The following is a 21322-nucleotide window of genomic DNA, read 5'->3' as shown; positions in this document are numbered from 1 at the left end:
GCTCGCTCCCCACCGCGACCCCCTCGTTGCCTGCCCGGCGCGGACGGTGACGTGGGTGAGGGCTCCGGGACGGGACGTAACCCACGTACCGAAGCCGGTCGCACCACGCCGTAGTCCGCGACGGCGTCTGTTGCTGATGAACGCTCCAGGCATTCCGGCTCGCCCGGCACCTGCCGGGCCCACGGTTGCGGGTCAGCGCCGGACTTCGACCGGCTTCCCCTGGAACTCAAGGCGTATCGACCGGATTTGAGCACGGTTCACCGAAGGCGTCAAGGCGGCCCCGGGGCGGCACACGGGTCGGCGCGGGGCACCTCTGGTGGCCTCGATGCGCGTCGGGTACCGTCCCGGTCTGCCGAGTGGGGGAACCCGGTGGGAGTCCGGGGCTGACGCGCAGCGGTGTGGGACGGCAGGGGGCCGTTCCGAGCCCGAATGCCCAGGCGGCACAGCACCTTGGAAGCTGGTCCACGCGTCTCGGACCGCGACCGCACCCGCTGTTCCCGTCCACGCTCACTGCCGACGGCGACAGTGCGGGGCCGGTCCGGTCCCCCATCCCAGGAGCAGTTCATGCCCCGTACCGTGTCCCCGTCCCTGCGCCGCTCCGCCCTGACCGCGGTGGCCGCGGCCGGCGCCTTCGCCCTGACCGCCCTGCCGGCCTCGGCGACCGCGACACCCGCCCAGATCGCCACGTCGAAGACCAACGGCGTCGCGTACCTCAAGACGCTCCAGGCGGCGGACGGTTCGTACGCCGGGTCGGGGCTGTCCAACGAATGGGCGTTCAGCGCCTTCGCCGCGGCCGGCACCGCCGCGGTGGACGTCACGCCCGGCGGTGACGTGAGCAAGAACGCGAGAACGGTCTACCGCAACCTGCTGGCCACCAGCGGCTGGCCCTCCGCCTCCCCCGTCGTCACCGACTACGAGCGCGCCACCCTCAACGCGTACGCCGCGGGCATCGACCCCGCCCGGGTCTCCGCCTCCCGCAACCTGATAGCCGACATCTACCGCTACTGGCAGACCGCCGAGCCCGGTTACTTCGGCCCGTCCGCCAACTTCAACGGCACCGTCTTCGCCGCCCTCGCCCTCAACGGTGCCAAGACCCAGTCGGGCCAGGTCCGTGTCCCGCAGAAGCTGCGCGAGGCGATGGTCACCCGGATACGGGCCAACCAGCACAACGACGGCGGCTGGAACTTCAGCAAGGCCGAGGGCAACGCGACCGAACTGGCGAAGACCTCGGACATCGACATGACCGGCGCGGCGATGGCCGCCCTGTGCGTGTCGGGCGTGCCGAACACCGACACCGACATCGTGCAGGCCAAGGCGTTCCTCAAGAGCAAGCTGGTGGCGAACAGTGGTGCGTTCAACGCCATGTTCGGCGTCAACACCAACTCGAACGGGTGGGCGGTGTCCGGTCTGAACGCCTGCGGCATCAACCCGCAGACCGGCGACTTCCTCACCTCCATGGGCAAGACGCCGGTGGACTTCCTGATCGCGCAGCAGTTCAACCCGGGCGGCGGGTTCAAGTACCTGCCGAGCGACACGAGCCCGTCGGCGTACGCCTCCATCGACGGGCTGCGCGCGGTGGCCGGCGCCGGGTTCACGGCGGCACCGCCCGTGCCGGCCACCCCGGGTGCGCCGCAGTGGGTGAGCCAGGGCACCTTCACCGCCGGTACGGCGGCGAAGCTCGCGCTGACGGTGGACGACGGGGCGGGAAACCTGAAGGTCTGCTCGGTCTCCCTCACCCCGACCGCTTCGACGACCACCCTCGGTGCGGTCCTCGACGCCGCCGTCACCGCCGCAAGCCCGTCCGGCTGTGTGACCTCGGTGGCGCCGGCCTCCGGCACGGGTGCCGTCACCTCCCTCAACGGCAAGGCCAACAGCGGTTCGAACACCTGGAAGGTCAGCGTCGACGGCTCGTCCTTCACCACCGCCACTCGCGGCACGACCGTCGGGGTGGGCGACACGATCGCCGTGCGCTGGGGCGTCTGACGCCGCTGTCGGAGTCGTAGGGTCGCGGCATGCGCATCGTCTCCCTGCTGCCTGCCGCGACCGACATCGTCGCCGAGCTCGGCCTGTCCGCACAGCTCGTCGGCCGCACCCACGAATGCGACTGGCCACCCGGGGAGGTCGCCTCCGTCCCCGTGGTCACCGGCGCCGACCTGAACCAGGACCGGCTCACCAGCCGGGAGATCTCCGACGCCGTCGGCGGATCGGCGCACTCCGGGTCCTCGCTCTACACCCTGGACACCGAGGCGCTCTCGGCGCTGCGTCCCGAGGTCGTGCTCACCCAGGACCTGTGCGACGTGTGCGCCGTCTCGTACGAGCGGGTCAGCACGACGGTGCGCCTCCTGGACTCCGACACCCGCGTGCTGAGCCTGGAGCCGCGCACGCTGGACGACGTGCTGGACTGCCTGGTCACGGTCGGAACGCTGCTCGGCGTGCGGGACCGCGCCGAGCGGCGCCGGGCCCGGCTTTCCGGCCGCCTCGACAGGGTCCGCTCCTCGGTCGCGGGCCGTGACCGTCCCCGGGTGGTGGCGATCGAGTGGCTGGATCCCTTGTGGCCCGCCGGACACTGGGTGCCCGAGCAGGTCGTGGTGGCCGGCGGCGAGCCGCTCCTCGCCGTGCCCGGGGAGCACACCAAACCGATGACGTGGGAGGCGGTACGCTCCGCCCGCCCGGACGTGGTGCTCGTACTGCCCTGCGGCTTCCCGCCGGAACGCACCTTGCGTGAGCGGGAGTTGCTCACCGGTTTGCCCGGCTGGCAGGACCTGCCGGCTGTGCGGTCCGACCGCGTGTGGGTCCTGGACGGCCCGTCCTACTTCAACCGTCCAGGACCCCGGGTGGTGCGTGGAGCCGAGGTGCTGGCTCACGTCCTGCACGGCGTACGGGTCGGTGAGCCGGTCACGCCGGCCGAGGCCCGCCGCCTGTGAGGCGGAACGGTCAGAACGCCGTCCAGGTGAACGCCACCTTGTCGCCCGCGTTCAGCTTGAACTGGCAGCCGCCGACCGGGGTGGACGTGCCGTTGACGGAGATGTTCCAGTACGCCACCCCGTCGCCGCTGACGTTCTTGATCGTGTCGACCGAGTAGTCGTCGAACGAGGCGTACCAGGTGCCGTCCCAGGTGAAGTGCCTCTTGCGGGCCGCGTCGTCGAGGGCCGCCGTCGGAGTGGGGACGGCGGAGGGATGGGCGCCGCCGTTGGTTCCGTCGCATCTGTGGGTGCCACCGGTCGCGGTGGTCACGTCGTGTCCCTTGGTCCTGATCTTCCCCTTGAACAGCAGGCCGTCCGGGCCCTGAACGGTCAGGGTGACCCTGACCGGCGCGTTCGTGTTCGGGGCGTCCTGGGCGGAGGCGGTGGCGGGGGCCGTGGCGAGGGCGAGACCGAGGGCGACGGTGGCGACCGTGCCGCGTCGTGCGGATACGCGCTGCAAGGCTGGGCCTTCCTGGGATGACGGGCCCACGGCTCGTCACCGGAGGAACCGACCGCGGGACCGGTGCGCGGGAATCTCGCGCCGACTCGGGTTCGGGATCCTCGGCTTCGCGCTGCAGACCGTGACAGTGGGAAGCGGTACACGTGGCACGCGCCGGGTGTTCCGACTCACGGCCCCGGGCCGCTCACGGTTGCAGGTCAGTGCCGGACTCCCACCGGCTTCCCCCAGCGCGAACACCTCGCATTCTAGGGCGGTTTGACTGGCCGTGTGCCTTCCTCGTCACTTTCCCCGACCGGGGCCGGCGAAGGGATGCTCCCACCGCCCGCGACCGGCGGTGGGTGCGGACGAGACGGGACGGGACGGCCAACAGGAAGCCCCCGCGAGTCATGTCCTCGCGGGGGCTTCCCTCATTCCGCCTGCCGCCGTGAAGGGTGAGAAGACGATCACGAGGCAGGACGACTCGGGGGTCGGGCGGCGTCAGGGCTTCAGCAGGAGCACGTCGGTGCGGGCCTTGGCGGCCTCGTAGCGCTTGGCCACGTCCTGCCAGTTGACGACGGCCCACATGGCGTCGATGAAGTCCACCTTCTGGTTCTTGTACTGCAGGTAGAACGCGTGCTCCCAGGCATCGAAGACCAGGATCGGCACCGAGCCCTGGCCCACGTTGCCCTGGTGGTCGTAGACCTGCTCGACGATCAGTCGCCCGCTCAGCGGCTCGTAGGCGAGCACGCCCCAGCCGGAACCCTGCGTCGTCGCCGCGGCCTTGGTGAGCTGCGCCTTGAAACCGGCGAAGGAGCCGAACGACTCGGCGATCGCGTCGGCGAGGTCACCGACACCGTCGGCGGCCAGGGGCTCGCCACCGCCGTCGCCGGTCATGTTGTGCCAGTAGATCGAGTGCAGGATGTGACCGGAGAGGTGGAAGGCCAGGTTCTTCTCCAGCCCGTTGATCGAACCCCACTGCTCCTTGTCCCGCGCCTCGGCGAGCTGCTCCAGCGTGTCGTTGGCGCCCTTCACGTACGCCGCGTGGTGCTTGTCGTGGTGCAGCTCGATGATCTGCGGATTGATGACCGGCTCGAGCTCCGAGTAGTCGTACGGGAGCTCCGGGAGCGTGTACACCGCCATGTCCAACATCCTCCGACGTTATTGCCACTGATGCGCAACTGCACGCTAACAGCAGCAGTGACGATTGTTGATCAGGCGCTGGTCCTAGGACCTGTGTCGCCTGAACATGCCAACTGTTGCCTACCTTTTGCTGTTGCGACACATGAGCAATAACCTGTCGGAAGGTTCCGGTCGGCGAGAGGCTGAGGTGTGGGCGGGGACAGCCGTGCGGTGCCTGATGAGACGGCTCCACCGCAGGATCCGCGCGCGTTGCTGCGGCGGCACGGGCTGCGCTGTACGGCCGGACGCCTGCGCCTGCTTGCCCTGCTGCGCTCCTCGGGCCGCCATCTCACCCCCACACAGATTTGCGACCAGCTGGCTCGAACGGGCTCGGGGCATCACTCCACCACGGTGTATCGCTCGCTGGAGGCTCTCACGGCTGTTGGTGTGCTCCACGCAGTGCCGGGCCCGGGGCCGACGCGATACGGCGTGTCGGACGAGCCTCACCACCACGTCGTGTGTCGACGGTGCGGCCACGTCGCGGATCTGCCCTGTGACCCTCTGGCCGACGCAGTCGTCAGAATCGAGCAACTGACCGGGCTGCACCCGGGCACGTCGGGGTCGCTGTCGTTCTACGGGCTGTGCGCGATCTGCGGCAACTGACCGCCCTCCGCCTTCGCCCACCGCTCAGGACGCCCTCCGCCTCCCTATGCCCGACGAGGTGCGGCCAGGGTCGCCGGGTCGGGCTTCTCCCGCGCACCCCGCACCCTCCACGCCCAGCAACTTCTGGCGCACGCCGTCCGCCAGCAGTGCGGCCCAGCCGGAAGGACCGAACACCGCAACCATCGCCCCTGCGGATCGGTGCGCATCGGGCGACGTTCCGGCCCGGCGCCCCGGTGTCGGGCAGGTACTCCACGGGTCGGTGACCTGCACAAAACCGTTCTGGTGCACATCTACGGCGAACTTATTGCACACTGTTTGCAACAACTTATGTAGTGCAGGAGAGGATCGGTCGGGCGATGGGATCTGCGGTGGTGCTGGGCATCGAGTCGTCCTGCGACGAGACGGGCGCGGGCCTGGCCCGTGCCGGACGCCTGCTGGGGCACGCGGTGGCATCGAGCATGGACGAGCACGCCCGCTACGGCGGGGTGGTGCCCGAGATCGCCTCCCGTGCCCACCTCCACGCGCTGCGCCCGGTCGTCCGGCGGGCGCTGGACGAGGCCGGGCTGCGACTGTCCGACATCGGCGCGGTCGCCGTGACCACCGGCCCCGGCCTCTCTGGGGCATTGCAGGTGGGCCTCGCGGGCGCCAAGGGCATCGCCTACTCGCTCGGTGTCCCGCTGTACGGGGTGCACCACCTGGCCGGGCACGTCGCCGCCGACACGCTGGAGCACGGCCCGCTGCCGAACCCGTGCATGGTGCTGATCGTCTCCGGCGGCCACACCTCCCTCCTTCTCGTCCGCGACCTCGCCCGGGACCGGATCACGCACCTCGGGGACACGCTGGACGACGCCGCCGGGGAGTGCTTCGACAAGGTCGCGCGGGTCTTCGGGCTGCCGTATCCCGGCGGCCCGGCCATCGACCGGACAGCGCGAGCGGGGGATCCTCGCGCTGTCCCCTTCCTGCGCCCGCTACCCGGCTCGTACGACTTCTCCTTCTCGGGGCTGAAGACCGCCGCCGCCCGCTGGGCCGAGGGCCACGCGGGGCGGGAGCTGCCGGTGGCCGACGGGGCCGCCTCGCTCCAGGAGGCCGTCGCCGACGTACTGACCCGAAAGGCGGTCGCCGCCTGCACCGAGCACGGTGTGGACACTCTGGTGGTCGTCGGCGGCGTCGCCGCCAACTCACGGGTGCGCTCGCTGGCCGAGGAGCGCTGCCGGGCGGCGGGCATCGAGCTGCGGGTACCGCCGCTGCGGCTGTGCACCGACAACGGCGCGATGATCGCCGCCGTCGGCGACCTCCTCGTACGCGCCGGAGCCGAACCCGCCCCGCTGGACGTGTCCGTCGACCCGTCGGCGCCACTGGAGTACGCCGCCCTGCACCCGGCCGCCGCCGGGCGGGCGGTGGCCGCCTGATGGCCACCGGCATCCGCGTTCACACCGGCACAGATCTGCTCGCGCACACCGACGCGCTGCGCTCGGTCTACGCCGACGCGTTCTGCGTCCCGCCCTGGAACGAGGACGAGGAACGGGCGGCAGAGTTCGCGGGCCTGCTGCCGGCGAACGTGGAACGTCCCGGCTTCACGGCCGCGACCGCCGTGCGCGACGGAAACGTGATCGGTTTTGCCACCGCCTGGACCACCCCGGCGCTTTTCCCCACCGACCGCTGCTACCCCCAGGCCGCCGCCGGCCTCGGCCCTGAGCGCACCGCGGACTGGCTGTGCGGAGCACTGGAGGTCGACGAACTGGCCGTCCGCCCAGCCGCCCGTGGCACCGGCCTCGCCGGAGACCTCCTGCATGCGGTGACAGCCGGGGCGCCCGACGGCCGGGCCTGGCTGTTGACCTCCGTCCGGAACGCGCGGGCCGTGGCCTTCTACCGCCGCCAGGACTGGACACAGGTCACCCACCCGTCCCCCGATGGCAGGGGCATCGCCGTCTTCCTCGGCCCGCGCCACCCCGCCCGTTCCCTCGCCCCGCTTCCCCTGTGAGCCCCGGAGCACCGACTTGCGTACCACCGAGATCCGCCGCCGCTTCCTCGACTTCTTCGCCGAACGCGGCCACACCGTCGTCCCCAGCGCCCCGCTGCCCACCCCCGACCCGACCCTGCTCTTCGTCAACGCGGGGATGGTCCCTTTCAAGCCCTACCTGACGGGCGAGGTGCCGGCGCCCTGGCCGCGGGCGACCAGCGTGCAGAAGTGCGTGCGCACCCTGGACATCGAGGAGGTGGGCCGCACCACCCGGCACGGCTCCTTCTTCCAGATGAACGGCAATTTCTCCCTCGGCGACTACTTCAAGGAGGAAGCCATCGCCTACGCCTGGGAGCTGTCGACCGCGCCGGTGACGGGCGGCGGCTACGGCCTCGATCCCGACCGCATCTGGGTGACCGTCCACCACAGCGACGACGAGTCCCGGGCTCTGTGGCGGCGCATCGCCGACCTGCCCGACGAGCGGATCGTGGCCCGCGGTGACGAGGACAACTTCTGGTCCATGGGCGTACCGGGTCCCTGCGGTCCGTGCTCCGAGCTGTACTACGACCGCGGCCCGGCCCTCGGCCGGTCAGGCGGCCCGGCGGTCGACGAGGACCGCTACATGGAGTTCTGGAACCTGGTGTTCATGCAGTACGAACGCGGTGAGGGGCCCGGCAAGTCCGGCTACCCGATCCTGGGCGAGCTGCCCCGCCGCAACATCGACACCGGCATGGGCCTGGAACGCATGGCCACCCTCCTCCAGGGCGTCGACAACCTCTACGAGACCGACGAGACCCGCCCGGTCCTGGACCGGGCCGCCGCCCTGGCCAAGGTGCGCTACGGCGCGGACGCGGAGGCCGACGTGCGGCTGCGCGTGGTCGCCGACCATGTCCGCACCGCCCTGATGCTGCTCGCGGACGGCACCAGTCTGGGCAACGAGGGCCGCAGTTACGTCCTGCGCCGCATCCTGCGCCGCGCGGTCCGCTCGATGCGTCAACTGGGCTACGCCGATCCGGTGCTCGTGGACCTGCTGTCGGTCGCGCGGGACTGCATGGCGCCCAGCTACCCCGAGGTGGCCGAGGCGTACGACCGGATCGCCGACCGGGCCGCGAGCGAGGAGGACGCCTTCCGCGCCACCCTGCGGCAGGGCACGACCGTACTGGACACGGCGGTGGCCAGGGTCAAGGCGGAAGGCGGCCGGGCACTGCCCGGGGCACAGGCGTTCCTCCTGCACGACACCTACGGCTTCCCTATCGATCTCACCCTGGAGATGGCGGCCGAGCAGGGCGTGGCGGTCGACCGCGAGGGCTTCACCGCGCTCATGCGCGAGCAGCGCGAACGCGCCAGGGCCGACGCCCGCGCCCGCAAGGCCGGCGGTACGGACCTCACCGTCCTGCGCCCGGTGCTGGACGAGCACGGCCCGACCGACTGGCGCGTCTGGGACACCCTGACCACCGACTCCCGGATCCTGGCGATTCTGGGCGCCACGGGCCCAGCGCCCGTGGCCCGCGAGGGCGACATCGCCACCGTCGTCCTGGACCGCACCCCGTTCTACGCCGAGTCCGGCGGACAGGACAGCGACGCCGGCCGCCTCTCCGGCCCGTCGGTCGAAGCGGAGGTGCTCGACGTACAGCGGCCACTGCCGGGCCTCGTCGTGCACCAGGTCCGGGTCCTGTCCGGTGAACTGGCCACCGGGGACCAGGTGCACGCGGCCGTCGACCCGGAGTGGCGGCTCGGCGCCCGCCAGGCCCACTCCGGTACCCACGTCCTGCACGCCGCCCTGCGCCAGGTCCTCGGCCCGAACGCCCTGCAGTCCGGCTCGTACAACCGCCCCGGCCACCTCCGCCTGGACTTCCCCTGGCGGGGCGCCCTCTCCTCCACCGTCCGCGGCGAGATCGAGGAGGCCGCGAACCAGGCTCTGCGCCGCGACCTGCCGGTCGGTGTGCGCTGGATGACGCTGCCGGAGGCCAAGGAGCTGGGGGCGCTGGCCCTGTTCGACGAGACCTACGGCGAGAAGGTCCGCGTCGTGGAGATCGGCGGCGCCTGGTCCCGGGAACTGTGCGGCGGCACCCACGTCGCACACGCCTCACAGATCGGCATCGTCGCCCTCACCTCCGAGTCGTCGGTCGGCGCGGGGATGCGCCGCCTGGAGGCCGCGGTCGGCGCCGAGGGCTTCGGCTACCTGGCCCGCGAACGTGACCTGGTGAGCCGTATCGCCGAGCAGCTCCAGGCCCCGCGCGCCGAACTCCCCGACCGCATCGCCGGGCTGCTCGAGCGGCTCAAGTCCGCCGACCGTGAGAACCGACGCCTCCGTGAGCAGGCCGACCGGGCCCGCGCAGGCGACCTCGCGGCCGACGCCACCGATGTCGTCGGCACCCTGGTGGTCACTGCCACCACGGAGGGCGACGCCCGGGCCCTCGCCATCGCGGTACGGGACCGGCTGCCCGCCGCCCGACCGGGTGTGGTGGTCGTCGGCTCACCGGCCGGCGAGCGGGCGACGCTGGTGGCCGCGGTGAACGGCGCGGCCCGGAGCACGGGGCGGGACGCCTCGGCCCTGGTGAAGCGGCTGCTCGACGGCAGGGGCGGCGGCTCCCCCGAGCTGGCTCAGGGCGGCGGGGTCCCGAGCGACCGGCTCCCGGACGCTCTCGCCTCGGTGCCCCGCCTGCTCTCCCGCTCCTGACCCAGGGCCGTCACCCTGCCGGGCTGTCCCGGACGCGTGACGCGGCGGTGATCGTGGGAGCGCACCTCACGTCAGCCCGCAGTCGCCGCACTTCGAGCCCTCCGGCGCACGGTAGTAGAGGCAGCAACTGCGGCGACGGAACGCGAGATCGGGGCCGGTGAGCACTCCGGTGCCGACCAGGCGTCCGGTGTCCAGCAGCGCGGTCGTGAGGTCGGTGAGCGGCCCGCGCACCGCTGGACGGAGTGCCAGCAGGGCGTGGGCCGCCCCGGCGAGCGCCGACGCCGAGTTGCCGTCCAAAAGACGCGGGGCGACCTTGACGCGCAGTCCGCCGGACAGTGCCGACAGGTGACGGGTCACCTGCTGGTACAGGGCGCGGGCGGGGCCGTCGTCGAACCGGCCGGCGTACCAGCCGGCCGGCCGGGGCACCCGGAGGGCCGGCCCGTCGTCGGCCCTCTCCAGCCCTTCCAGGTCGGGGACGATCCCGTGCAGGACGACGCAAGCCAGGGCCGGTGACCAGAGGCGGGCGGCGTGCCCGAGGTGGGCGATGGAGACGCCGACGCGCGGCTCCGCAGTGTGGTGGCGGCGTGCGACGGCTTCGGCGAGATCGGTGAAACCCGCCGCGTAGGAGCGGGCGACCGGATGCCAGCAGTCGTCCCGTCCGCCGATGTGCAGGGCGAAGAAGCCGCCGAGTCCCGCCACGTCGTGCAGTGCGGCGGCAACGGACGCGGCCGAGGCACGGGCGTCGTGCACGGTCCTGTCCTCCTTCCGGCTCTCCGGCCACACGCTCAGGAGCCCGTACGCCGTCGCGGCGGCGTGATGGCGTACAGGTCGAGGATGTCCGGCCGGGGCGCCACTCCAGGACCGCCTGCGCGGGTCCACGCGACGATGTCCTCGGTCGCGTCCGGGTCGTTGACCAGCCCGAGCCAGACGGGCCGGGCGCCTGCGGCGCGGCCTTCGGCGGAGGGCTGGACGACGATGACGTTGGCGTGTTCGCAGACGTCGAGGCAGGCGGAGACGCGTACCGGTGCCGCGGCACGCAGGCGTTCGGTCTGGGCCGCGTGGTCGACGCCGGTCACCTTGGGGCTGCCGCAGCAGCAGTCGCGGCACACGACGACGCGGCACGGCACGGGTTCGGTGGCCGTCGCGGGCCCCTTGTCGTCCGTCGTTCGTCCGGTCGGCGTTGCGGGCATGCGGTGCCGTCCCTCTCTCCGGGGAGATCCGCCCCGGTGGTCCGTCGAGGAGGCGACCGCGTGAGTCTCCTGGCTCTCGGGTCGATGCTCGTCCCGGCCTTCCCACCCGTTGCCGGGCAGTGGCCTGTCGGGACTCGCTCGCCGATCACAGTGGCGGGACCGCGCCGGATTCACACCGGCTTCCTCGTTCCGCCGTCGCCCTGTCATCGGCCATCATCCCATTCCAGGACACCGTCCCGCCTACTCGGACCGAGCCGTCACTCCGTCTCCTGGGCGTGGGGGGCCGTCGCGGGCGGATGGGTCGGACGGTCCCGTCCGCCGTCACGGCCGGACACCACCACGACGACCAGCCCGACGACGACGGCCCCGACCGCGACCCGTCCCCCCACCCTCAGCCACCAACCCGGACGGGCCGCGCCCCCGCCGGGTGAACCCAGCCTTTCCGCTCGCCGGGCAGGTCTCAACAGACGCAGCAACAGCAGCAGCGCGACCGGCAGCTGCAGCAGCCACAGGACGGTGCGCGGCCACTCCCCGTACCAGACGTTGGTCCCGTACAGCAGCGTGTGCCACACGCTCAGCACGTACACGACGATCACGAAACGGTGCAGCCGGCGCCAGGTGTTCGCTCCGATGCGGTGCCGGACGTAGAACAACAGCCCCAGCGGAATCGCCAGGTACAGGGCACCCTGGCCGAGCGGGATGGCGATCCGGCCGGTGCCGGAGTCGTACCAACCGGGCACGAAGCTGTCGGCGAAGGCCACCCACAACCTCTCCGCCCAGTCCACCTTCGTCTCGTAGCGCACGAGTTCCGCCGCGAACATCAGCGCGTGGGCGAACATCAGTGCCATGGTCGTCAGGCTCGTGGTGCGGTGCCAGCGCTCCAGCACCTGCCGCGAGACCGGCAGCCGGGCGGGGCGCGGCCCCGACAGCAGCAGACCGAGCATGACCGTGCCCCACGCCCACAGCAGCCCCGACCAGCCGAACGCCTGGCTGAGCAAGTACATCCAGTAGGTGCCGGGATCGTCCATGAACGGCATGACCGCGACGGTGTCCGAAGCGCCCGAGTCCATGCGCGCCCACAGGAGGGCGAACACGAGCACTGTGACCACCACCGCCGCGGTGGCGTCGGGCAGGGCGGACCGCAGGTCGCCGCGCAGCGCCACGCGGTCACCGGGAAGCCGTCGTCGTCCGGGCGGGACTACTGCCCCGTCCTCGTCCGGCCTCACGTCTGACGTCATCAGGGGCCTCCCGGGCACGGGCCATCGCAGCAGCGGTGCGCATGTGGCGTGAGACAACAAGTCTGGCCGAGGGGACGGCGATCCCCAGAGGCGTTATCCGGCCAGAGCCGCCACGAGAACTGAGCGTGGCACACCTGGTTTCCGCCTTCCCTCCACATTCAAGACAACCGCCGAAGCCCCACTGTCGCAGGAATACGAGCGCCTCTACGCTGATACACGCAGTCGGTTCGCGCCTCCCGTCCGCCCGGACGCCCGGTGGTGCGACGCAAGAGGGAACCCGGTGCGAGTCCGGGACTGTCCCGCAGCGGTGAGTGGGAACGAAAGCCGTCGATGTCACTGGGCCCGCGTCAGGGCCGGGGAAGAGACGGCCGGTAGGTGTCCGCCCTTTCGGCGGACGTGCCCGCGAGTCCGAAGACCTGCCACTGCGCCCGCGTCCCGCGCGGGCTGTGCACGTGACCTCGTGGACTGGGTCGGCGGTATGGGTGGTCGTACGTCGTGCGTGTGGCCGCGCCTCCTTCCCTGTCGGTGTGCAAGGCCCGGTACGGAGGAGGATGGCGTGCGGGACCCAGCCGGTTCGCGTCGGCCGTACCGACCCCGGGTCGACGTGTCGTCCGACGGACCGGGACAAACGAGCCTCGGACCCGTCGCGGGCGTCCTCCAGGAACCGGACGTGGCTGTCGGCACGGTGTCCGGTGTCTGCCACGGCACCCTGGGCGAGCTGTACCAGGGACCGCTGCGAGCAGGCACCGATCCTGAGATCGCGGTGGTGTCCTTTCCCGTGGACCGTCACTCCTGGGTGTACTTCACACCGAGGACGACGGCCGGACCACCGCGTCCGCTGGCACTGGGTGAGAAGTCGGCAACAGCGGCCCGGCTCTTCCTGGACCACTACGGCCTCGCCCTGCCCCCGGGCGACTGGCACACCCACTCCGAACTGCCGGTGGGCGTGGGGATGGCCAGTTCCACCGCGGACATCGTGGCGACGCTGCGCTGCCTGTTCCGCGTCTTCTCCCTCCCGTACGACACGGACGTGGTCCTCGGCGTCCTGGCGGACATCGAGCGCGCCGACAGCGTCTTCCTCGACGAGTTCGCCCTGTACCTCAGCGGCCGGCACCGGGTGGTGCGGCGGCTGGGCCAGGACATCGGCTTCCACACCGCCTACGTCACGGAAGCCGGCACGGTGGACACCGCCGCCGTCACTCCCCTGCTGCTGGACCACTACCGGCGCCGCGGCGAGGAGTACCAGCGGTGTCTGACCGATCTGCTGAAGGGCTTCGACTCGGGTGACCCGGCCGCCGTCGCCCGTGCCGCAACGACCAGCGCCGCGTTGTCCCAGGAGGTACTGCCCAAGGCGACCTTCGGCAGCCTGCAAGCCCATCGTGAGCGGTTCGGCGCCGACGGCGTCTTCGTCGCCCACACCGGCTGCCTGGCCGGCTATCTCTTCACCTCACGCCCACGGGCCGAGGTCAAGTCCGAACTCTCCGCGTTCTTCCACTCGCTCGGCCACCAGTGCACCTTCGCCCAAGGAGGCTACGGGTGATCCACCCCCACATCGCCGACGCCCTGAAAGTCCCGGACCTCGTCCGGCTCACCGACGGCCTGGTCCTGCTGCGGTTCGAGTCGATGAAGATCTACTCGGCCCTGGCCGCCGTCCGCCATCTGCTGGAACGGGGCACCGTCCGTCCGGGCCAGACCCTGATCGACAGCTCCAGCGGCATCTACGCCTACGCCCTCGCACTGGCCTGCCACCGGTACGGCATGCGGTGCCACATCGTCGCGTCCACCACCGTCGACGCCACCACCCTCGCCCAACTGGAGATCCTCGGAACCACGGTGGAGCAGGTCAGACCGTCACGGAACCTCAAGCTCGACCAGGAACTCCGGGTGCGACGGGTGCGCGAGATACTCGCCGAGCGTCCCGATCACCACTGGATGCGCCAGTACCACGACGACGTCCACTACCTCGGCTACCAAGAGGTCGCCGACCGGATCGCGGCGGAGTTCCCGGCCGCACCACTGACCGTCGTCGGCGGGGTGGGCTCCGGAGCCTCGACCGGCGGCATCGTGGAACGCCTGCGCGTCACGGACCCCTCGGTGCGTCTGGTCGGCGTCCAGCCCTTCGGCAGCGTCACCTTCGGCAGCCAGGACCACCACGATCCCGAGGCGATCATCGCCGGCATCGGCTCGTCGATCGTCTTCGACAACGTCCGCCACCACATCTACGACACCGTGCACTGGCTGGACTTCACCCACGCCATGGCCGGTGCGGTCGCCCTGCTGCGCGAGCACGCGGTGTTCGCCGGGCTGTCCACCGGTGCCGGTTATCTGACGGCGACGTACGAGGCCCGCCGCCATCCCGACCGACTGCACCTGGTGATAGGGGCCGACACCGGACACCGCTACGTGGAGCGCGTGTTCGCCCGGCACGCCGAGGCCCTGGGCCCGGCCGCGCTGAAACCCCTCGAGATCCGCGCTCCGGAGGAGATGACCATGCCCTGGTCGAGGATGACGTGGCAGCGCACTCCCTGCCCGGCTCACTGGAAGGAGCGGGCGGCATGACCGTGGCCTGCCTGGAGTCACTGACCTTCGGCCTCGGCCATCTGGTCCACGCCGCGGACCGGCTCGGCGAGCGCCTGCTGCTCCTCACCCGGGACCCCGCCTACTACGCCTACGAGCTGGACCGGCTGCCCGCCGGCGCCCTCGACGTCGTCGTGACCGACACCTTCGATGTGGAACGAACCGCCGATCTGCTCCGGCGCGTCCCGGGGCTGCGCGGCCTGATCAGTTCCACCGACACCTGGACCCTGGCCGGCGCCGCCCTCGCCGAACGCCTCGGCCTTCCCGGTCTCAATCCAGCCGTCCTGCGACTGACCCGGGACAAGGCCGCCGTACGCAACCGGCTGCACGACGCGGGCCTCACCCGCGGAAGGGCCGTCGAAGTCGCCGAGCCGGACCGTGAGGCACGCGGGCTGCTGCTCAAGGAGGCGGGACTGCCGCTCGTTCTCAAGGACACGGCGGGCACCGGGAGTCAGAACGTGTGGCTGGTCCGTGACGAGGGCGAACTCGACGCGGCGCTGGCAGAGGCGTCCGGTCGGGACCTGAAGGGGCGGTTGTTCGCCGAGCCGTATTTCAGCGGCCCGGTGTACAGCGCCGAGACGCTCACCTGGGACGGCCGCACCAGGCTGCTGGGTGTCTCCAGTCGGCTCATGTCACCGGAGCCGCGCTTCCGGGAGGAGATCACCGCCTTTCCCGTCGCCTTCCCGGGCCCGCAGCGGACATCGTTGGAGCGTTGGCTCGATCAGGTGCTTGCCGCCATCGGGTACACCGACCGGTTCGCACATGTGGAGTTCGTGCTGACCGCCGACGGCCCGGAGTTGGTGGAGGTCAATCCCCGGATCGGAGGCGCGCTGGTCGGGGAGGGCATGTGCCGGGCGCTCGGCGTCAACGTGTACGAGGCGATGATCGAGGCCGCGCTCGGCCACCGTCCCGGTCTGATGGACGCGGACCTGCCCGGCGGTCCGGCCGTCGCCTTCGTTCTCGGATACCCGGCCGCCCCCGGCGTGTTCACCGGCGTCGCCGGCCTCGACCGCCTCACCGGCATGCCGGGAACGCCCGCCTGGTACCCGGTCAAGCAGGCCGGCGACCTCATCGAGCACCTGGGCGACAGCCGCGGCTACGCGGGCATCGTGTACGCCGAGGCGGAGACCGCGGAACTCGCCACCCACCGCGCGGTGGCCGCCGCGGGCGCCCTGTGCGTACTCACCGAACCGTTCCTCGGCCAGGCCGGCCGGGAGGCGCCCGGTGGGTGAGCGCGCCGCCCGGGGAGCGGGTCTGCGGGCCTCGCTGTTCCCGCTCACCGGCCCACTGCGGTTCCTCCTGCTCAGCTCGTTCCTCATTCCGCTCGGCAGCTTCATGGTCCTGCCCTTCATGTCGGTGTTCCTGCACGAACGGCTCGGGATGGGGCTCGGCACGGTCGGTGTCGTCCTGGCCGTGGCATCGCTCGTGCAGTTCTCCGGCGGCATCGTCGGCGGAGCCCTCGCGGACCGGATCGGGCTGCGCCGCACGATGCTGTGGGCACTCGTCGTACGCACCGCCGGTTTCGCCGGGCTCCTGCTGGCCCTGCGCTGGCCACCCCTCGCGATCTGGGCGCTGGTCCTGACGTGCTGCGGTGCCGCGCTCTACCTGCCCGCGAACAAGGCGTACCTGGTGCACGGGGTCGACGACGAGCGTCGCCCGGCGTACCTGTCGGCGGGCAACGCGGCACTCAACGCGGGCATGGCCGTGGGCCCGTTGATCGCCGGGCCGTTCGTCCTGTCGTCGCCCGGCTGGCTGTTCGCGGCCGTCACGGCGCTGTTCCTCGCGGTCACGGTGGGACATGCGCGGCTGCCCGGGACAGAAGGGGAAGACCCCACCGGATCAAGGGAAACGGTCCCCTCGGGTCTCCTGGCCAGCGTGGCACTCCTGCCCTTCGTCGCCAACGCCCTGGCGTTCTACCTCTACTTCCACTTCCAGCACTTCCTGGCGGTGTACGCCGTCGAGCGCGCCTCCAGCGCGTTCTACAGCGTGGTGCTGCTGCTCTGCTTCACGCTGGTCATCGTCGTACAGCCGCTCGCCTCCGACCTGATCCGGCGCATGCCGTACGCCCTCGCCCTCGCGGTCGGCTTCACGGGCCTGGCGGCGGGCCTGGCCGTGCTGGCGGCCGGTACCCGGACGGCACTGCTGGCGGGCGGAGCGCTGATCACCCTGGGCGACATCGTGCTGTTCCTCAAGAACGACCTGGAGGCGCTGCGCCGCAGTCCTCGCTCCGACGCCGTGGTCTTCGGCCAGCAGCGGCTGGCCGCGGGCCTGGGCGCCTGCGCGAGCGGCGTGCTGGGCGGGCAGTTGTACGGCCTCGGTGAACGGGCCGGGCACACCGGCTGGTTCTGGCTGCTGGCAGCCGCCCAGTGTCTGTTGCTTCCCCCTCTGCTGCTCACGCTGCGCCGTCGCACGGCGCGGCCCCCTGTCCCCGACGGCGACCATGAAGGAGCACTGACGCGCGATGACACGGACGGGCGGATTCCAGGACGATGACTTCTGGACCGAGTTCCATGACTTCCTCTTCTCCGAGCAGCGCTACGAGCAGGCCGAGGAGCTGCTGGACACCTCTCCCCTGCTGGCCTTCCCGCAGGGGGCGCGCGTGCTGGACCTGTGCTGCGGGCCGGGGGTGTTCACCGTGCCGCTCGCCCGCCGCGGCTACCGCGTGACCGGAGTGGACCTGAGCCCGGCCATGCTGGACCGGGCACACAAGCGGTCGGCCGACGCCGGTGTCGAGGTGACGTACGTGCGGGCCGACGCACGCGAGTACGAGGCACCGGGCGGTTTCGACGTCGTCCTCAACATGTTCACCTCCTTCGGGTACTTCGAGGATCCCGCCGACAACGCGCGCGTGCTGCGCACCATGCATACCTGTCTGGCGCCCGGCGGCACGCTCGTCCTGGACCTCGCCGGGAAGGAGCTCCTGGCCCGCAGGGTCACCCCGCCCAAGGTGGTGCGGCGGGGCGACGACGTGATGGTGCAGACCGACACCGTGCTGGACGAGTGGGCGCGGCTGCGCAGCGAGTGGGTGCTGGTCCGGGGCGAGCGGGTGACGCGGGCCACCTTGACGTGGTTCGTGTACAGCGCGGTGGAGCTGCGGCGGATGGCCGAGGAGGTGGGGTTCGGCCGCGTGGAGGTCTTCGGCGGGTTCGACGGGCGCCCCTACGACGAGAGTGCCGAGCGGCTCGTCCTCCGGGCGGTCCGCGAAGCGTGAGGGGGCGCGGGGCGTGCGGCCGGGTCCGCACGCCCTTTTGCCGTCGCCTCGGGGGAACGTAGGATCACGTGGTCATCGCCGCGACGGGAGACAGGAAGCCGGTGCGAATCCGGCACGGTCCCGCCACTGTGACCGAGGAGCGCCCCTCCGACATGCCACTGCGCACCGCGCGGGAAGGCGGAGGGAACGCCGATCCGGGAGTCAGGACACTGGTCCGTCGCGGGCCCGATCCGAGGAGCGCGGACTCCAGGAGGCTTCACGTGTCCCCCTTGTTCACCCCTGCCCACACGCGCGGGTTCCTTCGCGCCACGGCCGCTGCCATGGCTCTTTCATCCCTGCTGCTGACCACCGGCTGCGGCTCGTCCGACGAGAGCAACGGCGACGCGAAGGCCACCGCGGCCGTGCCCGTGGGCTTCCCGGTCACCATCGACAACTGCGGCGTGAGGACGACGTACGACAGGCCGCCGTCGCGGGTGATCACCATCCACCAGCACCCGGCGGAACTCATGCTCGCCCTCGGCCTGAAGGACCGCATGGTCGGCACGGCCTTCCCCGACTCCGCCGTCCTGCCCGAGCTGAAGAAGGACTACGAGGCGATCCCCGAACTGGCGAAGAAGGAACCGTCGTTCGAGAAGATCCTGGACGCCGAACCCGACTTCGTCTACGGCGGCTACGGCAGCGCCTTCGCCGAGAACGAGGGCCGCTCCCGGAAGGCGTTCGCCGACGCCGGCATCGACACCTACCTCAACCGCGAGTACTGCGGCGAGAGGCGGGTGACGATGAAGGACACCTACGACGAGATCCGCACCATCGGCAAGATCTTCGGCGTGCCCGACCGGGCGGACGAATTGGTCACCGACCTCAAGGCGCGCGTCGACAAGGCCACCACCGCCGTCAAGGGCGAGCCCCAGGTGCCCGTCTTCGTCTACGACAGCGGCGACAAGAGCGCCTTCACCGCGGGCGGCAAGAGCCTGGGCACCGAGCTCATCCGGCTGGCCGGCGGCGAGAACGTCTTCGCCGACCTCGACGACGTCTTCGGCGACGTCTCCTGGGAACAGGTCGTCGAGCGCAAGCCGGAAGTCATCGCCATCTACGACTACGCGGGCGCCGGAAGCGTCGAACAGAAGAAGAAGTTCCTGCTCTCCCAGCCCGCGCTCGCCGACGTACCCGCCGTCAGGAACAAACGGTTCGTCGTCCTGCCGCTGACCGCCACCCTGGTCGGCATCCGCTCGGCCTACGCGGTCGACGACCTGGCCCGCGGACTGCACCCCGAGAGCTTCCGGTGACCCAGGCCGCCACCGACACGTCCGCCGAGCGGACGGTTCGACGGCGGAAGGCCGACGAGTCAGGGGTGAGCCGTACAAAGCTGGCCGTCACACTGCTCGTACTCACCGCCTTGCTCATGGTCTCCGCCACGGCGGGCCTCGCAATCGGCTCTGTCCAGGTGCCGCCCGGCCAGGTGTGGGGCATCGTGACGCACGCGCTGGGTGCCGACTGGCAGGAGCCGGACTGGTCGCGGGCGCGGGAGACCATCGTGGTGGACGTGCGGGCGCCGCGGGTGCTGCTCGGTGCGGTCACCGGCGCCGGCCTGGCGGTGATCGGCACCGCGCTGCAGGCCCTGGTGCGCAACCCGCTCGCCGAGCCGTATCTGCTGGGTGTCTCCTCGGGGGCGTCCCTCGGCGCGGTCTCGGTGATCGTGTTCGGGGTCACCCTCTTCGGGCCGGTCTCCCTGTCGGTGGCCGCCTTCGTGGGCGCCCTGGGCTCGCTTCTGCTCGTGTACGCCACCGCCCGCACCGGCGGACGCATCACCTCGGCGCGGCTGGTGCTGTCCGGGGTGGCGGTCGCGGCGGTGCTCACCGCGGTCCTCGATCTGCTGCTGCTCACCACCGACCGGGGCAACGAGGCCCGCGCGGTCCTCGCCTGGACCCTGGGCGGCCTCGGCGGCGTCAACTGGGGCACGCTGTGGCTGCCGGGCACGGCCCTGCTGCTCGGCGTCGGCGTCCTCATGGCGCAGGCCCGAAACCTGAACCTGCTGCTGGCCGGCGAGGAGGCGGCGACCACGATGGGGCTGGACGTGGCCCGGTTCCGTGCCCGGCTGTTCGTGCTGCTCTCCCTCGTCACGGGCGTGCTGGTCGCGGGGGCCGGACCGATCGGCTTCGTCGGCCTGATGATGCCCCACATCGTGCGCCTGTTCGTCGGCGGCGACCACCGCCGGGTCCTGCCGACGGCGGCACTCGGCGGAGCGGTCTTCCTCATCTGGGCCGACATCGCCGCACGGACGGTCGCCGCACCGATGGAGATACCCGTCGGCGTGCTCACGGCCCTGTGCGGCGGGCCGTTCTTCCTGTGGCTGATGCGCCGGGACGCCCGACGCGGCACCGACCGAGGAGTGGCATGACCGCGACCGAACTGAGCGTCGACGGCGTCACGCTCACCGCCGGAGCCCGCCACCTGGTGCGCGACGTCTCCCTGACCGCCCGCCCGGGCGAGACCATCGGGCTCGTCGGTCCCAACGGCAGCGGAAAGTCCAGCCTCCTGCGCACCGTCTACCGGGTCCTGCGCCCCGACACCGGCCAGGTCCGGGTCGACGGCGGCGACGCCTGGGCGCTGCCGGTGCGACAACTGGCCCGCACCGTGGCGGCGGTGGTCCAGGACTCGTCGGCCGACTTCGACCTCGCCGTCCGTGAGGTCGTCGCCATGGGCCGCACCCCGCACAAACGGCTCCTCGCCGGCGACACCCCCGAGGACGCCGAACTCATCGCCTCCGCACTCCTCGCGGTCGACGCCGTCCACCTGGCCGACCGCCCCTTCGACCGGCTCTCCGGCGGCGAGCGCCAGCGCGTCCTCATCGCGCGCGCCCTCGCCCAGCAGCCCTCGCTCCTGGTCCTCGACGAACCCACCAACCACCTCGACATCCGGCATCAGCTGTCCGTGCTCGGCACCCTGCGCCGCCTGCCCGCCACCGTGCTGCTCGCCCTGCACGACCTCAACCTGGCCTCCTACTACTGCGACCGCCTCTACGTCCTGAACGACGGTGAGGTCACCGCCTCCGGACCGCCCGCCGAGATCCTCACCCCGCAGCTCCTGGCCGAGGTCTACGGGGTGGCGGCGGAAGTCGCCACCCATCCGCGTACGGGCGCCCCGCAGGTGACGTTCCTCCCCGAAGGGCCACGCAGCTGAAGGGCCCACCCGGTACTGCCCCATGGCCATCCGCGCCGCCTGGGACGGTCGACCGCGAAGAGTTCCGGACGGCGTGCTGCGCACCGGTCCGTAGAGGTCGTC

The 21322-nt window shown here is 71.6% G+C and carries 19 protein-coding genes and 6 riboswitches; of the genes, 14 read left to right on the top strand and 5 right to left on the bottom strand.

Annotation, left to right across the window (positions count from 1 at the left end; all coding sequences use genetic code 11):
* Positions 1-147 precede the first annotated feature (147 nt).
* A riboswitch (cobalamin riboswitch) is annotated at positions 148-221 on the bottom strand.
* 138 nt (positions 222-359) lie between these two features.
* Positions 360-435: riboswitch (cobalamin riboswitch) on the top strand.
* Between the two features lie 129 nt (positions 436-564).
* Positions 565-1983 carry a hypothetical protein gene (locus tag ACIGO6_RS06060; protein ID WP_399871971.1) on the top strand — a complete coding sequence of 473 codons (1419 nt, stop codon included), beginning with the start codon at positions 565-567 and terminating at the stop codon, positions 1981-1983.
* Positions 1984-2012: 29 nt separating this feature from the next.
* Positions 2013-2924, top strand: a complete 912-nt coding sequence (locus tag ACIGO6_RS06055) for a cobalamin-binding protein (protein ID WP_399871969.1) — start codon at positions 2013-2015, stop codon at positions 2922-2924.
* 10 nt (positions 2925-2934) lie between these two features.
* Here ACIGO6_RS06055 and ACIGO6_RS06050 read toward each other — a convergent pair whose 3' ends face one another.
* Both ACIGO6_RS06050 and ACIGO6_RS06045 read right to left on the bottom strand, forming a co-directional pair.
* The gene (locus ACIGO6_RS06050; RefSeq protein WP_399871967.1) at positions 2935-3423 is read right to left on the bottom strand and encodes a DUF4430 domain-containing protein; all 489 of its coding nucleotides are present in this window, start codon (positions 3421-3423) and stop codon (positions 2935-2937) included.
* A 134-nt stretch (positions 3424-3557) separates the two neighbouring features.
* A riboswitch (cobalamin riboswitch) is annotated at positions 3558-3670 on the bottom strand.
* Between the two features lie 230 nt (positions 3671-3900).
* Positions 3901-4542, bottom strand: a complete 642-nt coding sequence (locus ACIGO6_RS06045) for a superoxide dismutase (RefSeq protein WP_399871965.1) — start codon at positions 4540-4542, stop codon at positions 3901-3903.
* 210 nt (positions 4543-4752) lie between these two features.
* On the opposite strand from ACIGO6_RS06045, the gene ACIGO6_RS06040 reads away from it, so the two are divergent.
* From ACIGO6_RS06040 to alaS, 4 genes are all read left to right on the top strand, one after another.
* Entirely contained in the window at positions 4753-5184 is a 432-nt protein-coding gene (locus ACIGO6_RS06040; RefSeq protein WP_399871962.1) for a Fur family transcriptional regulator, read from the top strand.
* Positions 5185-5540: 356 nt separating this feature from the next.
* On the top strand, positions 5541-6593 hold the full coding sequence (gene tsaD, locus ACIGO6_RS06035; protein ID WP_399871959.1) for a tRNA (adenosine(37)-N6)-threonylcarbamoyltransferase complex transferase subunit TsaD: 1053 nt from the start codon (positions 5541-5543) through the stop codon (positions 6591-6593).
* Complete coding sequence (locus tag ACIGO6_RS06030; RefSeq protein ID WP_399871958.1) at positions 6593-7165, top strand: GNAT family N-acetyltransferase; 573 nt, start codon at positions 6593-6595, stop codon at positions 7163-7165. Before tsaD ends, ACIGO6_RS06030 begins: the two co-directional genes overlap by 1 nt.
* 16 nt (positions 7166-7181) lie before the next feature.
* The gene (gene alaS / locus ACIGO6_RS06025) at positions 7182-9824 is read left to right on the top strand and encodes an alanine--tRNA ligase (protein ID WP_399871956.1); all 2643 of its coding nucleotides are present in this window, start codon (positions 7182-7184) and stop codon (positions 9822-9824) included.
* Between the two features lie 66 nt (positions 9825-9890).
* Here the strand turns inward: alaS and ACIGO6_RS06020 are convergent, their stop codons facing one another.
* The 3 genes from ACIGO6_RS06020 to ACIGO6_RS06010 all read right to left on the bottom strand — a co-directional run bounded on the left by ACIGO6_RS06020 (position 9891) and on the right by ACIGO6_RS06010 (position 12252).
* Positions 9891-10574 (bottom strand): (2Fe-2S)-binding protein, encoded by a 684-nt coding sequence (locus ACIGO6_RS06020; RefSeq protein WP_399871953.1) that lies wholly within the window; start codon positions 10572-10574, stop codon positions 9891-9893.
* Positions 10575-10609: 35 nt separating this feature from the next.
* The gene (locus tag ACIGO6_RS06015; RefSeq protein ID WP_399871951.1) at positions 10610-11014 is read right to left on the bottom strand and encodes a (2Fe-2S) ferredoxin domain-containing protein; all 405 of its coding nucleotides are present in this window, start codon (positions 11012-11014) and stop codon (positions 10610-10612) included.
* 62 nt (positions 11015-11076) lie between these two features.
* A riboswitch (cobalamin riboswitch) is annotated at positions 11077-11203 on the bottom strand.
* 68 nt (positions 11204-11271) lie between these two features.
* Positions 11272-12252 carry a ferric reductase-like transmembrane domain-containing protein gene (locus tag ACIGO6_RS06010; protein ID WP_399871950.1) on the bottom strand — a complete coding sequence of 327 codons (981 nt, stop codon included), beginning with the start codon at positions 12250-12252 and terminating at the stop codon, positions 11272-11274.
* A gap of 256 nt (positions 12253-12508) precedes the next feature.
* A riboswitch (cobalamin riboswitch) is annotated at positions 12509-12674 on the top strand.
* Positions 12675-12922: 248 nt separating this feature from the next.
* On the opposite strand from ACIGO6_RS06010, the gene ACIGO6_RS06005 reads away from it, so the two are divergent.
* The 8 genes from ACIGO6_RS06005 to ACIGO6_RS05970 all read left to right on the top strand — a co-directional run bounded on the left by ACIGO6_RS06005 (position 12923) and on the right by ACIGO6_RS05970 (position 21220).
* Positions 12923-13792, top strand: a complete 870-nt coding sequence (locus ACIGO6_RS06005; RefSeq protein WP_399871947.1) for a hypothetical protein — start codon at positions 12923-12925, stop codon at positions 13790-13792.
* Complete coding sequence (locus ACIGO6_RS06000; RefSeq protein ID WP_399871945.1) at positions 13789-14811, top strand: cysteine synthase family protein; 1023 nt, start codon at positions 13789-13791, stop codon at positions 14809-14811. Before ACIGO6_RS06005 ends, ACIGO6_RS06000 begins: the two co-directional genes overlap by 4 nt.
* A complete protein-coding gene (locus ACIGO6_RS05995; RefSeq protein WP_399873570.1) occupies positions 14808-16061 on the top strand; it encodes an ATP-grasp domain-containing protein in 1254 nt (417 codons plus the stop codon). The genes ACIGO6_RS06000 and ACIGO6_RS05995 overlap by 4 nt, the downstream gene beginning before the upstream one ends.
* Positions 16054-17322 (top strand): MFS transporter, encoded by a 1269-nt coding sequence (locus ACIGO6_RS05990; protein ID WP_399871943.1) that lies wholly within the window; start codon positions 16054-16056, stop codon positions 17320-17322. The genes ACIGO6_RS05995 and ACIGO6_RS05990 overlap by 8 nt, the downstream gene beginning before the upstream one ends.
* On the top strand, positions 17291-18040 hold the full coding sequence (locus ACIGO6_RS05985; protein WP_399871941.1) for a class I SAM-dependent methyltransferase: 750 nt from the start codon (positions 17291-17293) through the stop codon (positions 18038-18040). The genes ACIGO6_RS05990 and ACIGO6_RS05985 overlap by 32 nt, the downstream gene beginning before the upstream one ends.
* A 90-nt stretch (positions 18041-18130) precedes the next feature.
* A riboswitch (cobalamin riboswitch) is annotated at positions 18131-18252 on the top strand.
* Positions 18253-18360: 108 nt separating this feature from the next.
* Entirely contained in the window at positions 18361-19326 is a 966-nt protein-coding gene (locus ACIGO6_RS05980) for an ABC transporter substrate-binding protein (RefSeq protein ID WP_399871938.1), read from the top strand.
* Entirely contained in the window at positions 19323-20438 is a 1116-nt protein-coding gene (locus tag ACIGO6_RS05975) for a FecCD family ABC transporter permease (protein ID WP_399871936.1), read from the top strand. The genes ACIGO6_RS05980 and ACIGO6_RS05975 overlap by 4 nt, the downstream gene beginning before the upstream one ends.
* On the top strand, positions 20435-21220 hold the full coding sequence (locus ACIGO6_RS05970; RefSeq protein ID WP_399871934.1) for an ABC transporter ATP-binding protein: 786 nt from the start codon (positions 20435-20437) through the stop codon (positions 21218-21220). The genes ACIGO6_RS05975 and ACIGO6_RS05970 overlap by 4 nt, the downstream gene beginning before the upstream one ends.
* Positions 21221-21322 lie beyond the last annotated feature (102 nt).

The sequence above is a fragment of the Streptomyces sp. NPDC053750 genome (genome assembly GCF_044544295.1).
Lineage (GTDB): Bacteria > Actinomycetota > Actinomycetes > Streptomycetales > Streptomycetaceae > Streptomyces.
The sequence above is the reverse complement of the archived record's forward strand: the minus strand, read 5'-3'. Positions and strand labels throughout refer to the sequence as shown.

Bases quoted from the DNA above. Each gene is read 5' to 3' on its own strand.
- ACIGO6_RS05995 (WP_399873570.1), top strand. From the start codon at position 14,808: ATGACCGTGGCCTGCCTGGAGTCACTGACCTTCGGCCTCGGCCATCTG.
- ACIGO6_RS06060 (WP_399871971.1), top strand. From the start codon at position 565: ATGCCCCGTACCGTGTCCCCGTCCCTGCGCCGCTCCGCCCTGACCGCG.
- ACIGO6_RS05970 (WP_399871934.1), top strand. From the start codon at position 20,435: ATGACCGCGACCGAACTGAGCGTCGACGGCGTCACGCTCACCGCCGGA.
- ACIGO6_RS05985 (WP_399871941.1), top strand. From the start codon at position 17,291: ATGACACGGACGGGCGGATTCCAGGACGATGACTTCTGGACCGAGTTC.
- ACIGO6_RS06055 (WP_399871969.1), top strand. From the start codon at position 2,013: ATGCGCATCGTCTCCCTGCTGCCTGCCGCGACCGACATCGTCGCCGAG.
- ACIGO6_RS05980 (WP_399871938.1), top strand. From the start codon at position 18,361: ATGGCTCTTTCATCCCTGCTGCTGACCACCGGCTGCGGCTCGTCCGAC.
- ACIGO6_RS06015 (WP_399871951.1), bottom strand. From the start codon at position 11,014: ATGCCCGCAACGCCGACCGGACGAACGACGGACGACAAGGGGCCCGCG.
- ACIGO6_RS06030 (WP_399871958.1), top strand. From the start codon at position 6,593: ATGGCCACCGGCATCCGCGTTCACACCGGCACAGATCTGCTCGCGCAC.
- ACIGO6_RS06045 (WP_399871965.1), bottom strand. From the start codon at position 4,542: ATGGCGGTGTACACGCTCCCGGAGCTCCCGTACGACTACTCGGAGCTC.
- tsaD (WP_399871959.1), top strand. From the start codon at position 5,541: ATGGGATCTGCGGTGGTGCTGGGCATCGAGTCGTCCTGCGACGAGACG.
- ACIGO6_RS06010 (WP_399871950.1), bottom strand. From the start codon at position 12,252: ATGACGTCAGACGTGAGGCCGGACGAGGACGGGGCAGTAGTCCCGCCC.